Raw genomic sequence first — 14,600 nt, 5'->3', positions numbered from 1 at the left:
CTCCACAGACAGGCATCTTCCTGATTCGCGGAAGCTGCCGCGGCCAGCCGGCGCATCTCAAAGCCAGTCATTGCATTCACGAGCCCCTCCGGCTGCCACGTTGCAAGAATCAAATACGCTCGATAGCGATGGACACCGCTTTACCCGAGCGCGTCGACAAGCTCCGGAACGATTGTGAACAGGTCGCCCACGAGACCGTAGTCGGCGACACTGAAGATCGGCGCTTCGGGGTCCTTGTTGATGGCCACGATGACCTTCGAATCCTTCATGCCTGCCAGATGCTGGATCGCGCCGGAAATGCCAACCGCGATGTACAGTTGCGGCGCGACAATCTTGCCGGTTTGTCCGACCTGAAAATCATTCGGAACGTACCCCGCGTCAACGGCGGCTCGCGAGGCACCCAAAGCAGCACCCAGCTTATCGGCAAGCGGCTCCAGCACCTTCGTGTAGTGCTCGCCGCTGCCGAGGCCTCGGCCGCCCGACACGACGATGTTTGCTGCCGTCAGTTCCGGACGGTCCAGCTTCGTCACTTCACGGCTCACGAATTGCGACACGCCAGCGTCCGCTGCCGCTTCGACCCGGTCGATCGATGCGCTACCGCCTTCTGCCGCAACGGGGTCGAAACCCGTCGCGCGCACCGTGATGACCTTGATCGGATCACTCGACTGCACCGTCGCGATCGCGTTGCCAGCGTAAATCGGGCGCTCGAATGTGTCGGCCGAATCGACCGCTGTGATGTCTGAAATCTGCGCCACGTCCAGCTTCGCCGCGATACGCGGTACGACGTTCTTGCCGTAGGCCGTTGCCGGCGCCAGGATGTACGAGTAATCCTTCGCGATGTTCAGCACGGTCGCCGCGACGTTTTCCGCGAGACCTTCAGCGAGTTGTGGCGCGTCGGCGAGCAGCACCTTGCTGACGCCCGCGATTTTCGCTGCCGCATCAGCCGTCGCCTGGGCATTGTGGCCTGCAATCAGTACGTGTATCTCGCCGCCGATCTTCTGGGCCGCGGCGACCGTATTGAATGTTGCGGCCTTCAGTTGCCTGCCGTCGTGTTCGGCAATCACCAGAATCGTCATATCCCCTTTCTCCACCACCTGCGGTTGTCTTCAAAGCACCCTGGCTTCGGTCCTGAGCTTGTCGACCAGCGTCATCACGTCCGGCACTTTCACGCCTCCCGCACGCTTCGGCGGTTCGCTGACCCTCAGCGTCTTCAGGCGAGGCGAGACGTCGACACCCAGATCCTCAGGCTTCAGGGATTCCAATGGCTTCTTCTTCGCCTTCATGATGTTCGGCAGGGTGACGTAGCGCGGCTCGTTCAGCCGGAGGTCGGTGGTGACGACCGCGGGCAATCGCACTGAAAGCGTCTCGATTCCCCCGTCGACTTCGCGCGATACGATGGCCCGCCCCTCTTCGAGCACCACTCTGGAAGCGAACGTGGCCTGCGCAAATCCCGTGAGTGCCGCGACCATCTGGCCGGTCTGGTTGGCATCGTCGTCGATGGCCTGTTTGCCAAGGATCACGAGCCCGGGCTGCTCCCGGTCGATCACAGCCTTCAGCAATCGGGCAACGGCAAGCGGTTGCAACTCCACGTCGGTCTCGATCAGCACCGCCCGGTCCGCGCCCATCGCCAGCGCCGTACGCAACGTCTCCTGACATTGCACGACGCCTGCCGACACCGCGACCACCTCGCTCGCCACGCCGGCTTCCTTCAGGCGGACAGCCTCTTCGATGGCGATTTCATCGAACGGATTCATCGCCATTTTCAGGTTGTTCAGGTTCACCCCCGAATTGTCCGAGGCGACCGTCACTTTCACGTTAGCGTCCACGACACGCTTCACTGCCACGACAATTTTCACTCCATCACCTCTACTGTCCGGTCGTTCAGAGCGAGATCGACGCTCGCCCGATCCTTCATTTTGCGAGCATCGCGTCGATATCGCCCACAACGAAGTCTGGGCCAGATGCGGCTTGCACGCGCTTTATCATGTCGTGCATCTCGTCAGTACCACGCTGCCGTGCCCAGAAAACGGGGCCGCCCAGGTAACGCGGGAACCCGTAGCCATGCACGAGCGCCACGTCGATATCACTGGTACGAGAGGCAACGCCCTCTTCCATCACTTTCGCCGCTTCGTTGACGATGGCGGCCATCGCACGCTCGACGATTTCATCGTTGCCCAGCGAGCGCGGAACGATGCCCCTCTTCCGCTGCTCACGAGCAATGATCGTGTGCACCTCCGGATCGGGAACACCGCGCCGGCCACCGGCCTCGTACAGGTAATACCCGGCACCGGTCTTGCGGCCAAACCGGCCGGCTTCGCACAACGCGTCCGGAATCGTCACATAGCGGGCGGGCCTGCTCACCGCATTCAGGCGCTGACGCATCTTCCAGGCGATGTCGAGCCCGGAAAGATCCGCGACGGCGAACGGGCCCATCGCGAAGCCGAATTCCTCCAGTGCTTCATCGATCTGCTCGGGCAACGCGCCCTCTTCCAGCATGTACTCGCACTGCTTGCGGTAGGCCGCAAAAATACGGTTGCCGATAAAACCTTCGGCGACCCGAGCGACCACCGGCACCTTTCCCAGACGTTTCGCGATTGCAATCGCGATGTCTACCGTCGCGGCATCCGTGTGCTCCGTTTCGACGATCTCCAGAAGCCGCATCGCCTGTGCCGGACTGAAGAAATGCAGGCCCACAGTACGGCGTGGACGACCCGCGTCCGCCGCAAGCCGGTTGAGGTCGAGATACGAAGTATTCGAAGCCAGAATGGCATCGGGCGGCAAGACATCGTGCAGCTTTGCCATGATGTCGCGCTTGACGTCGAAATCTTCGAAAACAGCTTCGATAGCGAGGTCGACCTTGTTCAATTGCCCGAGATCGCTGACCGTACGGACTCGTGCGAGCCGCTCGCGCATCTCGCGTTCGTCGAGCTTGCCCTTTTTCAGCAGCGAGTCGTAGGTGCGCTGAAGCTTCTCCGCGACTGCCGCCAGTGCGATGTCATGGGTGTCGAACAGAACGACTTCATAGCCCGCGTCGGCAAAGCATCCGGCAATGCCGACACCCATGGTGCCCGCGCCGACCACGCCGATTCGACGAATACCCGCCGTGTCGGGACGACCGCCATAACGCGAACGCTGGCACTCCCGCTCGGCGAAAAACAGATGGCGGAATGCGCGCGCGGCAACGCTCGTGCGCAGCACGTCGAAAACCGCGCGCTCCCGTGAGAGTGCCTCATCGAACGGCACGTCGCCGGCCATGTTGACCGCGTCGACCGCCTGCTGGATATGAGGCAGGTTCTTGCGCAGCCGCATGGCGGCGCCGATGGCCGACTCGATTTCCCCGGCCGATGCAAACGGAACCTCGCGGTCGCGAATCCGCCGCTTCCTTGCCGCGAACGTCAGCGCGAACTGTGCGGCGGCATCGGCCAGATCGTCGTCGACGAGCTGGTCGATGAGTCCGAGCTGCAACGCTTCGGCTGCCGTCAGCCGGCGCGAGGAAGCGACAAGTTCGATGGCTTTCGCTTTGCCCGTGATGTATGCGACGCGCTGGGTTCCGCCGGCGCCGGGAATCATGCCGAGGCTGACTTCGGGCAATCCCATCGTCGCCCCGGAAACCGCAATGCGCCCATCGCAACCAAGTGCCAGCTCAAAGCCGCCACCGAGCGCATGACCATGGATCGCAGCGATGACCGGAACGGCTGCATTCTCGATCGCGAGAATCACCTCGGGCAACGACGGCGCCTGAATCGGGGCATCGAATTCGCGTATGTCCGAGCCGGCAATGAATGTGCTTCCGTCGCCAATGATGACGATGCCGCGCAGCGTGGCGTCGTTCCCGAGGGCAAGAATGCCTTCGAGCAGTTCGCGGCGAACTTCCACCGAACTTGCATTCACGGGTGGATTGTCGATCACGAGAAAACCGATGTCGCCATGCTTTTCACAACGAACCGGTTGCGCCGCCACCTCGAACTCAGGGCCTGAACGTCTGTCCATACTAGCCCCCGATCTTCACGAGAGCATCCACCGCGAGAACACCTTGTCCTTCTTCGAGCACCATCACCGGATTGACTTCCGCCTCCAGAACCAGGGCACCGGGCAGCGTAGCCAGCTTCGACACAGCGACGATGGCATCCGCCAGTGCTTCGAGGTCGCCGCGTGCCTTGCCGCGATAGCCGTCGAGCGCACGCATGGCCTTGACCTCGGAAATCATTTCGAGCGCCGCTTCCCGCGTAACGGGGGCGAGGCGCAGCGCGCGATCCCTGTAAATCTCCGTGAAGATGCCGCCTGAGGCCAGCATCACAATCGGCCCCACTTGCGCATCGCGACGGTATCCGATGAGAACTTCGCCCAGTCCCCGGGTCATCTGCTGGACAAGAACGCGCTGCAGTTCGAACCCTTCGACGTTGCGGGCCACGTTCGCGCGGATTTTTTCGATCGCGGCATCGAGTTGCCCGGCGTCACGGATGCCGAGTTCGACACCGCCAACATCCGTCTTGTGCGGTACGTCGGCCGATAGCACCTTCACTGCAAGCGGATACGGCAGGTTATCCGGAAGACTGCCGTCGCCCGTTACGTCGATCGCCACGGCGGGCGCATGAACGACGCCGACCTTCGCCAGCAGTTCGTAAGCCGCCAACTCGTCCAGAAGTATCGGCGCACCTCCCGCTTCGACTGCGGCCGGCTCGACGATCGCGAGCGGGCTGCGTCGCGCATAGGCCGATGCGATCGAGTCCGCGCAGGACTCGGGCGTGCGGAAACACGGCACGCCGCTCGCGGTCAGACGCCGCAGCGCTTCGGGGGCGTCCGGCACGACAAACGCGGCGAGCGGAAGCAACGCCGGTGACTGCGTTGCGCTATCGATAATCGGACGCACCGCAAGCTCGGGAGAGAATCGCGCGGAGGAGCCGGCGACCGCCACGACCAGGTCGAATTCCGGCGCCGATCGCAGCACGCCGAGGGCCGCGCTCATCACGTCATAGCGGGTGCCCGCGAGCGTGAGGTCGACGATGCGGCCGCTGTTCACCTTCACGCCCGCAGCGGCCAGACGCTCGTAAGTCTGCGCGCTCGGATGCTGGACCTCGATGTTCCGGACTCCGAGCTGATCGACGACCATGGCCGCGCCGCCGCCGGTCGTCGTCACGACCGCGACGCGCGGCTTGCTCGCCGTGGCGGCTTGGGCAACGGGAACGCATGCCAGCAGAGGCAGGCATTCGAGAAACGCATCGAGCGTTTCGACGCGTGCGATACCGCAATCTCTCAGGAAAGCATCGGCGACGTCGTCCTCGCCGGCGAGGGCTCCCGTATGCGAGACCGCCAACTCCGCGGCCGCACTCGAACGGCCGAGTTTGTAGGCGACGACAGGCTTGCCTTTCTGCGCAGCCTGAACGGCGAACTGGCGAAGTTTGTCGGAGTGCCGCAAGGTCTCGAGGAAGAGCATGTAGCCCGTGACCTGGGGGTCGTCCAGCGTCGCCGCGCAAATTTCGCCGACGCTCAGGTCGACCTCGTTGCCGACCGAAACGAGCCCGGCAAAGCCGACTCCGCGCTCCTTGCCTCGCGATACGAGCGCCCCGATCATGCTGCCGCTATGCGACGCGACAAAGATTCCGCCCACCGGCAGGTCCGGTTCCGCGAACGCCGCGTTCGCGGTCAGCGCAAGCTTCCTGCGCACGTTGACCATGCCGAGGCCGCTCGGGCCCAGCACGCGAATCCCGGTCCGTTGAACGATCTTCCGTACGCGTTCCTCGCGAGCCTCGCCCTCCGGACCGCTTTCAGAGAAGCCCGCGGCGAGAATCGTGGCAACGGGAACACCGAGTTCGGCGCACTCCTGCAACGCGTCGATCGCGGCGTCGGTCGGCGTGAGAATGAAGGCATGCTCCGGCACGACCGGCAGTGCGCGAACACTGGGCCAGGCCTGTTCACCCAGCACGGTGTCGCGGTTGGGATTGATGGGATAGACGTCACCGTCGAAGCCGGCCTGGCGGATAAACCGGAGCGGACGCGCCGCGGTTTTCGAGGGGTCGTCCGATGCGCCAACAAGTGCAACGCTGCGCGGTGCAAGGAGCACGTCTGCCAGCGACCTGCGCTGCGATTCGCCCTGGGGCATGATGCTGTTCTCCATGTTAGACGCCCCTCTTATTTGCGCTGATCGAAGCGGCGCTGGAACACGTTCTCGGCGATCCGGTTCTTCAGCACTTCGATCGAGCCGCCCGCGATCATCCAGCCACGCGTGCGACGAACGCAGTATTCGACCAGCGACTCCTGGCTATAACCCATGCCGCCCATGACCTGCAGTGCCTCGTTCGAAACATCGAAGCCCGTCAGGTTGCAATGCGCTTTTGCAATGGCCGTGTTGTACGCGGTCGGCAACTCGCCGTTCGGAACATTGGCCGCGCGATAGAGCAGCAGTTGCGAGGCTTCCAGCTTCAGCGCCATATCGGCGAACTTCCATTGAATCCCCTGGAACTCGCAAAGCTGCCGGCCAAACTGTTCGCGGATCAGCGCATGCTCGCGCGCCGTATTGAAAGCGTAACGCCCCAGCGCCAACGCACGCGATGCGTTGCCGACGCGCTCGACGTTGAAGCCCGAGATCTGCTTCTTGAATCCGCCCGGTCCCAGCAGAACATTCTCGGCGGGAATACGGCACTCTTCGATATACAACTGCGACCACTCTTCGCCGCTCATGAAGCTGGACGGCTGACCGACCGTAAATCCGGGCGTACCCTTTTCGATCAGTACGGAGCCGATGTTTTCCACACCGGGACCGAATCGGCAATAGACGAGAAACAGGCTGGCATCCGGACTATGAGTCGAGAAGATTTTCGTCCCGTTGATGACGTACTCGTCGCCCTCGCGCCGTGCCGACGTCTTGAGTTGCGTGACGGCCGAGCCGGCGCCGGGCTCCGTCATGCCCAGCGAAATCACTTTGCGCCCGCTGAGCAGATCCTTGAGATAGCGCTTCTTCTGCTCGGCCGTCGCATACTCGACGAACGTGCGAATCGGCCCGAAATTCCCGGCCTGCACGATGTCCGCGCTCTTCGGACAAACCAGCGCGATTTCCTGAATCGCGATGACCGCATCCATGAGGGTGCCGCCCTGGCCGCCATCCTCTTCGTTCATCGTGATGCCGAGCAGGCCTTGCTCCGCAAGCTGCCCTGCAACGTCGAAATCGAAACCGGCATGATGCGCGCGCTTGAGTGCGCCTTCCGCCAACGTGTCTCGCGCGAATCGCTGCACTGCATCAGCGAACGCGGTCTGCTCCTCAGTAAGTGCGAAGTCCATGTTTTCCTCTTTGACCGTGGAACTGCTATGCGATTGATTATTCCAGCCGGTCGATTGACACACTACTTCGCATACGGTACGTTTCTGTGACTTTTTGGAACATCTCATGCCCCGGACAGTCCCGCCCCTGAACCCTCTTCACGTCTTCGAAGCCGTCGCCCGATTGGGCAGTCTGACGAGTGCCGCCGCGGAGATGTACGTGACACATTCGGCCGTGAGCAGGCAACTCGCCACGCTCGAAAACTATCTCGGCGTGAGTCTGTTCGACCGGGGACCCAGAGGCGTCAAGCTCACGAAGGTGGGAGCGGCTTACTACAAGCAGATTGGGCCGGCGTTCGCGTCCATCGTGAGCGCGACCGAGACGATCGTCGGCCGCGTGGAGGGAGAGCCGCTACGGTTATCGGTCTACAACACGTTCGCCGCAAAATGGCTCATGCATCGGCTGCATCGATTCGAGAAGGCACAGCCGAACATCCCGGTCGAACTCAGCACGACCGTCGCGAAGATCAATTTCAGCGAAGTTCAGGTCGATGCGGCCATTCAGTTCGGAGACGGCAACTGGCCCGGCATCAACTGCGAACGTCTGTTCGATGACGTCATCGAACCGGTATGCAGTCCGGAACTGTTGAAGAACGGCCCAGCTCTCGCCACTATCGACGACCTGGCCAATCATCGGCTGCTTCAGTCGCGATACCGGCGCAACGACTGGTTCGACTGGCTGCGAGCGGTGGGCCGCGGCGACCTGGAAGGATTGGTGAGCCGTCAGCGAGGAGGATTTCAGAATTCCCTGCTTGCGTACCAGGCCGCAATCGAAGGGATGGGCATCGTCATCGGCCAAACGCGGCTGCTTGCGAACGACCTGACCACCGGCGTTCTGGTCCGGCCTTTTGACCGGCCGGTGACCCGCGAGCTCGCTTACTATCTGCTGGTTCCAGACAACCGGAAACACTCCCGGAAGGTCGAGGCGTTCAGAGCATGGCTTCGTTCTGAAATTCAATCGATGCCGGGCTAAACGTATCCGGGGCCCAGTTGATTGGCGAATCACGCCGGCCCCGGTGGAACACACTTCTAGCGACCGTCGCGGTCTCGCTTGAATCCTGCCGGCAACAGGTTCGACAGGTTCAGATCCGATACGTCGAGTTCTTCCATCCGCCACAGTTTTTCCAGAAGTTCGTGAGCGGCTTGCGAGCCGATCACGGGCTCGGCGAGTTCCCGGAACTTGTCGTCGATGTCCGCGTCGCTGAGCGGCGCTTCGGGGTCACCGCGCCGGTAAGGCGCGAATGCCTCGACTGTCTTGCCATCGACGGACGTCAGTTCGACGCGGGCAGCACGCATCCTCGGAAAATTCCGGGTTATTTCCGGGTCCGCGACCAGTTCGATCTTCTTCATCCACTCCCGCACGTGACCATCGCGCAGACGTTCGTCCGAAAAAGCCTCCAGACGGACCGAGCCGTACACCGCCGCATGTGCCAGAACGTAGGGCAAGCTGAAGCGCGCTTCAAATGCCGACTTCGGCTCACGAATACCCGCGACTTCAAGAGCAGGCGCGTATGTTCTGACGACCACCCGGGCAATTTGCTCCCAGCGTAGTCCGCTGGTTTTCATCGCATCGAGCAAGGCGTCGATAGCTGCGAATGTGTGGCCGCAGCAACCATGGTTCTTCTGGGTGATGCGCTCGATGTTGAATACGTCGCCCAGTCCGTCCGTTACCGAACGCCAATCGGGCGAGTCGCAAAGCGCGGCGCCGAATCCGGCGCTTCCTTCGAGAATGTCGGCCACGCCCGTCACGCCGGCCGACGCGCCTTGCGCCGACGTCACGCCGACCCAGGCCGCATGTCCCGCGTGAAGCGCCTTGGTCATCGCATCGGACCTGAAAGCCTGCTGCAGACCCGACGCAAACGTCGCCGATGTGGCCATGGCGTGCAACGCCGCCTGAGCGTCGCCGGGAGAGGTCAGGAGAACACCCGCGGCTGCCGCGCCAAAGCAGCCGACCGTTCCGGTGGTGTGGAAGAACCGATAGTGAGCCGGCTGGATCGCCGCTCCGATGCGTGTCGATACCTCGTAGCCCGCGACGATCGACTTCAGAAGCAGCAGACCGGAGGCATGCGAATCCTCGGCGAGTGCGAGAGCGGCCGCGATGGTGGGGCAACCTGGATGGTAGATGGCGTCGCGGAAAATGTCGTCGAATTCCACCGCATGCGAGATGCTCCCGTTGAGCCATGCTGCCGTCGCCGCGAACGCGGTCGTCTCGTTGCCGGGCAGGCTCGATCGTCCATGTCCGAGTTCGGCGCGATGCGCTTGCAACAACTGGATGCCGGGCGCGACCTGAGTACCCGGCAATAGCGCTGAAAACCAGTCGATCAGCACGCGTTTGGCCGCGCGAAGCGTGTTCGGCGTCAACTCCGCTGTCGCCTGCCCTTCAACATACTTTGCAAATGATTCCAGTATCATGGCTGCCTGTTCCGAGATGAGTTGGGCAATATCGGCTTACGCCCGATGAAAGCGGTGAAGAGCTAGGAGATGAATTCGCTCAGATGTCTGTTGAACCACTCGGCGCGCTCGTACTGGAGCCAGTGAGCGGCCGCTTGCACCGACGCACGATTCCTTGCGGAAAGGCTGTGAATCCAGCCCTCGCGCGCAGCCACCTCGTGAGCCTGATGCGGATCCTTCGAGCCGAGCACCAGCCATACCGGCGCCTGAACTCTTTCGATAAGCGCCCGGGTAGGATTGCTGCGGGCAATGGGCCGGGTCAGAACCCGGGTTGCGCGAACGTGCCGCGCCGCGAGCGCCGTGAGTTCCGGTGTCACCAGCGATGGATCCGACAGCATGATTTTCTTCAGCGAGACTTCCACACCGCCCTCCATGCCCACACTGCGAGCGACCTCGGCAGCCTCTTTCTGAATCTGGCTCAGTGAGGCCGAAACCGGCCCCATGCCCGCGGGATTGACCAGTGTGAGCGTGCGAATCCGCTCAGGCCTGCTCGCCGCCATATATCCGGCAACGCAACTGCCGAACGAGAATGCCACGAGGTCGAACTGCCCGACGTCGAGTTCGTCCAGCAAATCGAAGACACGTTGCCCGGCAACTTCGAGCGAGAAAGTTTCGGCGGGAGCCGACGATGCGCCGAAGCCCGGAAGATCGGGGGCAATCACTCGCCGCCCTTGCGCGAGTGCCTCGATGTTGACTATCCAGTGATACCAGCCGCCGTGCCCGCCGTGAACGAAGACAACCGGCTGGCCCTTGCCGAGGTCCACATAGCTGAGGCTCCCGTTCGCCGCGGTCTGTTGCCTCGCCTGTCGCGACAGTCGCTCGAAGGCCGCCGCGATCATGACTCCACCGTCGAACGCTCGATGCGCTTGCCGTTGGTTTCGGCCATTACCAGGTAGGTGACCAGGCTTATCGCCGACCCCACGCATACGTAGATCAGAAAGAACCGTTCCAGGCTGCGCTCCTGAAGCCAGGTCATCAGATACGGCGTCGTTCCACCCAGCACGGCGACAACGAGATTGAACGGCAAGCCGATGCCCAGCGCCCGCACGTCGGTGTCGAACAGCTCGGCCATTACCGCCGGTGCGATGGACGTGTACAGCGCATAGAGCACCATGCCGAACAGTTCGACGCGCAAAATGGACCAGAAGGTATCGCCGACCGACAGTACGACCGGATAGAGAAACACCGTGTACGCTGCGGCCATCACGATCAGTTGAGGGCGGCGGCCGAACCGGTCCGAGAGCATGCCAAACAGCGGTTGAACCACCGTGAACGCGATGAGGCTCCAGGTACTGGCCGCGTAGGCGGTCGCGGGCAGCGCACCCGAGCGGTGAATCGCATACACGGGAACGTAGACGATGAAGAGATAGAAGGCGAAAGCGCCAAGAATGCTGGTACCGATCAGCGTCAGCACTTCGCGCCGATGATCGGCGAGCAGAGCCCGGATCGAACCGCTGGTTTGCTGGTTCTGCTGTTCCGCGGCTTTCGTAAACGCTTCCGTTTCGGCGACCCGGGTACGCAGCCAGTATCCGAACAGACCTCCGGCGGCGCCGATAACGAACGGTATGCGCCATCCGAAGCTCGCCATCTGGTCATGGCTCAGCGACTGCGTCAGCGCCCAGGTAATGCCTGATGCCAGAATAAGTCCGATCCCGGTGCCGAAAAACAGGAAGCTGCCGTGATAACCGCGTCTATCAGGCGGCGCTGTCTCGGCGAGGAAAGAACAGGCCGCGGCAAATTCGCCGCCCACCGACAAGCCCTGCAACAAACGCGCGACCGTTGCGATGAGCGGTGCGGCAAGTCCAATCGTCGCGTACGTCGGCAAGACGGCAATCATGAGCGAACCGAAGGCCATTGACGTGACGGACACGGTGAGCGCCGTTTTACGGCCGTAACGGTCGGCGACGACACCGAGCAGCCATCCGCCGACTGGCCGCATCACGAATCCGAGTGCATATACGCCGAAAGCGGCCAGAAGCGCGGAGCTCTGGTTGTCGGCGGGAAAAAGTTGCGCGCCGAAGAAAATGGCGAGATTGGCGTATATCGAGAAATCGAACCATTCGATGGCATGCCCGATACACCCGGCGATGCGACTTCGAAGATACGCTCTGGTCGAGGCCTCCGTTGCCTCGGCTGTGGATAGGGTGTCTGACACATTGTCTCCTTTGAGGCGGTTATCGCTCTTCCGGTGTCCCCTACGTCAATCTGGCTTCAAGACAGCGGATAGGTGCGCAGAGTTTGGCGCGCACAGCCTGCGTTGAACACTTCCTATCGCTCACACTGATGTTCCAAAAAGTCACAGTGCGCAAACGGAACTGCTGCGGCATCGACGTGCTGGAATGGAAGAGTCGTCAACCAGATCGAGAGGCTCAAACGCGCCACCAGCCTCTGCCTCGCGGGAAATCATACCGACTGCCGGATTTCCCAGAAGTTACCTGATAAACCCACACGAATTAATATTAAAAAATACATAAATACCATCTAAAAAATATTTACCTAAAATCATTTAATCCTTCAGAAAAACACCACAATAAAACCGATCTTCATTTTCTTGACACATATCCGGCGACTGCTAAAATAAACCGAAAATGCAAGCATTTCCGGCTTAAATAAGGCGTTACGATCCGTAAAAACCAGCTGATTCGATGAAATCCATTCGCCTTTCCAGTGCAATCAATCTCCCAACCATTTATTAATACAAATTCAATGCATCAAACATGGAAATTATCCATGCAATGTTAAATATACAGAAAGGAAATCGTTAAAAACGATACCAGTATGTTCGATGCGCAGTCATTAGCCGGGCCGGAAAAATCACACGCGAACCGTCGTCGCACCCAACCGGCCACGGCACCTTTTCTAACACGTTGCGAGACAGGAATTCCATGCGCGGACTGATCCCTTCCCTGTGTACGGTCGTATTGCTCGCGACTCATTGTGCCGCCGCGATGGCGGGCTTTCAGTCGAACATCACGAACCTCTCCGATGACATCGTGTATGACATCAGCGAGAACGGCGCCAGTACGCGGACCGTTGCGAGACGCGTGCGGATCAATACCGAGCAGGGTGTCGCGCAGAGCGGGCAGATTTCGCTGCGTTACAGCGAATCGCAGCAGAATCTGAAGGTCGAGGAGGCCTACACCACGACGAAAGATGGCGTGCGTCTCGATGTCACGCCGGACAGGATATTGACGCAACAAAGCCCGAAAAGCGCAGGCGCGCCGATGTTCGACGACGACGAGGTCAAGGTCATCGTATTTCCCGGCGTCGCGGTCGGCACCGTGCTGACGCTGCGCTACGAGTTGACCCGGAACAAGCCGCTGTTCCCCGGCCAGTTCTCGATGAGCGAGTACTTCAGCAACGCGATTCAGCGAGATTCGATGCGGTTGACCGTGCATGCCCCGGCGTCGATGGCGCTTCACGCGGACGCGATCGGGCTCGATGGCGGGCGGATCGACACCAACCAGCCTGACCGGCAAGTGTGGCAATGGACGCTGACGAATCGTCCCGCGCATCCGCCCGAGTTCGGTTCGGTCAGCAACCTCGACTACAGTCCGCGTGTAGTGATGACGACCTTCCCGGACTTCGCGGCTGCCGGCGCCGCCTATCTGGAGCGTGCGCGTCCGAAGTCGGCTGTCACACCGGCGATCCGATCCCTTGCCGACCGTCTCACGCAAGGTGTCGACGATCCGCGACGTCAGGCGGAAATTCTGTACGACTGGGTCAGCACGCACATTCGCTACGTCGCGATCAATCTCGGCACGGGCAGCATCGTACCTCACGAAGCGGATGCGATTCTCGCGTCCGCCTATGGCGACTGCAAGGACCACGTGACGTTGCTGGAGGCGCTGCTTGCGGCGAAAGACATTGCCAGCGCGCCGGTGCTCGTCAATCTCGGCACGATGTACTGGCTGCCAGGCGTTGCCGATCCGCTCGCGGTATTCAATCACGCGATCACGTACTTGCCGGCCTTCAAACTGTTCGCCGATTCGACCGCGGAAGTTGCCCGCTTCGGCGTGCTGCCGGGTTCCGAACTCGGCAAACAGGCACTCCTGACGGATGATGGTACAGGCGCGGCCCACGTCATCACGCTGCCGCTGTCGACGCCCGACACCGGACGTGTGCAGGTCACCACGAAGATTTCGCTCGACGCGCAAGGCAACGGCTCCGGAACGAGCCGGATCGACAACACCGGTACGTTCGACTGGGCGGCGCGCCGGATATTGACCCCGTTGCCGCCCGGCACCGAGTCGCAATTTGCCGCACGCATGCTTACGCTAACGGGGCAGGACGGCTACGGTACCTATCTGCACGGCGATTTGCTCGATTTGCGCAAACCGTTCCAATACGAGACGCGCTTCACGTTGCCGGATTATGCGCAGCTACCGGGCCCGGGCGCTTTTCAGGTGCCGCTCGGCCTCGGCAGTTTTTCCGGAATCAGTACCGCGTTCGAGACGATCATGGTCGACACGCGCGACTTCGCGATGCCGTTCCCCGGACGCCACGTGACGGAAACCACGACCATTACGCTGCCGGAGGGCATCACGGTGCCAAGGCTGCCACGCCCGGCCGAAATCCGCTCCCCGCTCGGCACCTATACCTCGTCGTACCAGACCGACGGCCGGACCGTCACCATTACGCGCAACCTCGACATCAGTCTGCCGACCGCGCTGATCGAGCCCGCCCAGTATCCTGCGTTCCAGCAATTCGGGCGGGCAGTGAGGCGGGACTTGCGCACCGTACTCGTCTATTGACGGTACTGACGTGGTCCCACGGGATTAAGACCTGGCTCTGGCGCGCCGACGAAGCGAGAACGAAGCGATCCGTCTAACCGG

Annotated in this window: 10 protein-coding genes; 2 read left to right on the top strand and 8 right to left on the bottom strand. The window is 61.6% G+C overall.

Going from position 1 to position 14,600, the window contains the following annotated elements:
* Positions 1 to 140: 140 nt before the first annotated feature.
* The 5 genes from G3N58_RS07035 to G3N58_RS07015 are packed head-to-tail and all read right to left on the bottom strand — an operon-like array spanning position 141 to position 7,275.
* Entirely contained in the window at positions 141 to 1,076 is a 936-nt protein-coding gene (locus G3N58_RS07035; RefSeq protein WP_167048534.1) for an FAD-binding protein, read from the bottom strand.
* A 30-nt stretch (positions 1,077 to 1,106) separates the two neighbouring features.
* Positions 1,107 to 1,856 carry an electron transfer flavoprotein subunit beta/FixA family protein gene (locus G3N58_RS07030; RefSeq protein WP_167048532.1) on the bottom strand — a complete coding sequence of 250 codons (750 nt, stop codon included), beginning with the start codon at positions 1,854 to 1,856 and terminating at the stop codon, positions 1,107 to 1,109.
* A gap of 55 nt (positions 1,857 to 1,911) precedes the next feature.
* On the bottom strand, positions 1,912 to 3,990 hold the full coding sequence (locus tag G3N58_RS07025) for a 3-hydroxyacyl-CoA dehydrogenase NAD-binding domain-containing protein (RefSeq protein ID WP_167048530.1): 2,079 nt from the start codon (positions 3,988 to 3,990) through the stop codon (positions 1,912 to 1,914).
* 1 nt (position 3,991) lies between these two features.
* A complete protein-coding gene (locus tag G3N58_RS07020; protein ID WP_167048528.1) occupies positions 3,992 to 6,100 on the bottom strand; it encodes an acetate--CoA ligase family protein in 2,109 nt (702 codons plus the stop codon).
* 29 nt (positions 6,101 to 6,129) lie between these two features.
* A complete protein-coding gene (locus tag G3N58_RS07015) occupies positions 6,130 to 7,275 on the bottom strand; it encodes an acyl-CoA dehydrogenase family protein (RefSeq protein WP_167048517.1) in 1,146 nt (381 codons plus the stop codon).
* Between the two features lie 106 nt (positions 7,276 to 7,381).
* On the opposite strand from G3N58_RS07015, the gene gcvA reads away from it, so the two are divergent.
* A complete protein-coding gene (gene gcvA / locus G3N58_RS07010) occupies positions 7,382 to 8,287 on the top strand; it encodes a transcriptional regulator GcvA (RefSeq protein ID WP_167048515.1) in 906 nt (301 codons plus the stop codon).
* Between the two features lie 56 nt (positions 8,288 to 8,343).
* On the opposite strand, the gene G3N58_RS07005 is transcribed toward gcvA, so the two are convergent.
* The 3 genes from G3N58_RS07005 to G3N58_RS06995 form a co-directional block, all read right to left on the bottom strand.
* Entirely contained in the window at positions 8,344 to 9,726 is a 1,383-nt protein-coding gene (locus tag G3N58_RS07005; protein WP_167048513.1) for an MmgE/PrpD family protein, read from the bottom strand.
* Between the two features lie 62 nt (positions 9,727 to 9,788).
* Positions 9,789 to 10,604 carry an alpha/beta fold hydrolase gene (locus G3N58_RS07000; RefSeq protein ID WP_167048511.1) on the bottom strand — a complete coding sequence of 272 codons (816 nt, stop codon included), beginning with the start codon at positions 10,602 to 10,604 and terminating at the stop codon, positions 9,789 to 9,791.
* The gene (locus tag G3N58_RS06995; RefSeq protein WP_167048509.1) at positions 10,601 to 11,920 is read right to left on the bottom strand and encodes an MFS transporter; all 1,320 of its coding nucleotides are present in this window, start codon (positions 11,918 to 11,920) and stop codon (positions 10,601 to 10,603) included. The genes G3N58_RS07000 and G3N58_RS06995 overlap by 4 nt, the downstream gene beginning before the upstream one ends.
* A 730-nt stretch (positions 11,921 to 12,650) precedes the next feature.
* On the opposite strand from G3N58_RS06995, the gene G3N58_RS06990 reads away from it, so the two are divergent.
* Entirely contained in the window at positions 12,651 to 14,519 is a 1,869-nt protein-coding gene (locus G3N58_RS06990) for a DUF3857 domain-containing protein (RefSeq protein ID WP_241017026.1), read from the top strand.
* The last annotated feature ends 81 nt before the right edge of the window (positions 14,520 to 14,600 follow it).

The organism is Paraburkholderia sp. Ac-20342 (genome assembly GCF_017104985.1).
GTDB lineage: Bacteria > Pseudomonadota > Gammaproteobacteria > Burkholderiales > Burkholderiaceae > Paraburkholderia.
Note: the sequence above shows the minus strand (reverse complement) of the source record. Positions and strands in the feature narration are given on the sequence as shown.

Excerpts from the sequence above, each read along its gene's own strand:
- G3N58_RS07020 (WP_167048528.1), bottom strand. The coding sequence starts at position 6,100 with ATGCCCCAGGGCGAATCGCAGCGCAGGTCGCTGGCAGACGTGCTCCTT.
- gcvA (WP_167048515.1), top strand. The coding sequence starts at position 7,382 with ATGCCCCGGACAGTCCCGCCCCTGAACCCTCTTCACGTCTTCGAAGCC.
- G3N58_RS07005 (WP_167048513.1), bottom strand. The coding sequence starts at position 9,726 with ATGATACTGGAATCATTTGCAAAGTATGTTGAAGGGCAGGCGACAGCG.
- G3N58_RS07015 (WP_167048517.1), bottom strand. The coding sequence starts at position 7,275 with ATGGACTTCGCACTTACTGAGGAGCAGACCGCGTTCGCTGATGCAGTG.
- G3N58_RS07000 (WP_167048511.1), bottom strand. The coding sequence starts at position 10,604 with ATGATCGCGGCGGCCTTCGAGCGACTGTCGCGACAGGCGAGGCAACAG.
- G3N58_RS07025 (WP_167048530.1), bottom strand. The coding sequence starts at position 3,990 with ATGGACAGACGTTCAGGCCCTGAGTTCGAGGTGGCGGCGCAACCGGTT.
- G3N58_RS06990 (WP_241017026.1), top strand. The coding sequence starts at position 12,651 with ATGCGCGGACTGATCCCTTCCCTGTGTACGGTCGTATTGCTCGCGACT.
- G3N58_RS07035 (WP_167048534.1), bottom strand. The coding sequence starts at position 1,076 with ATGACGATTCTGGTGATTGCCGAACACGACGGCAGGCAACTGAAGGCC.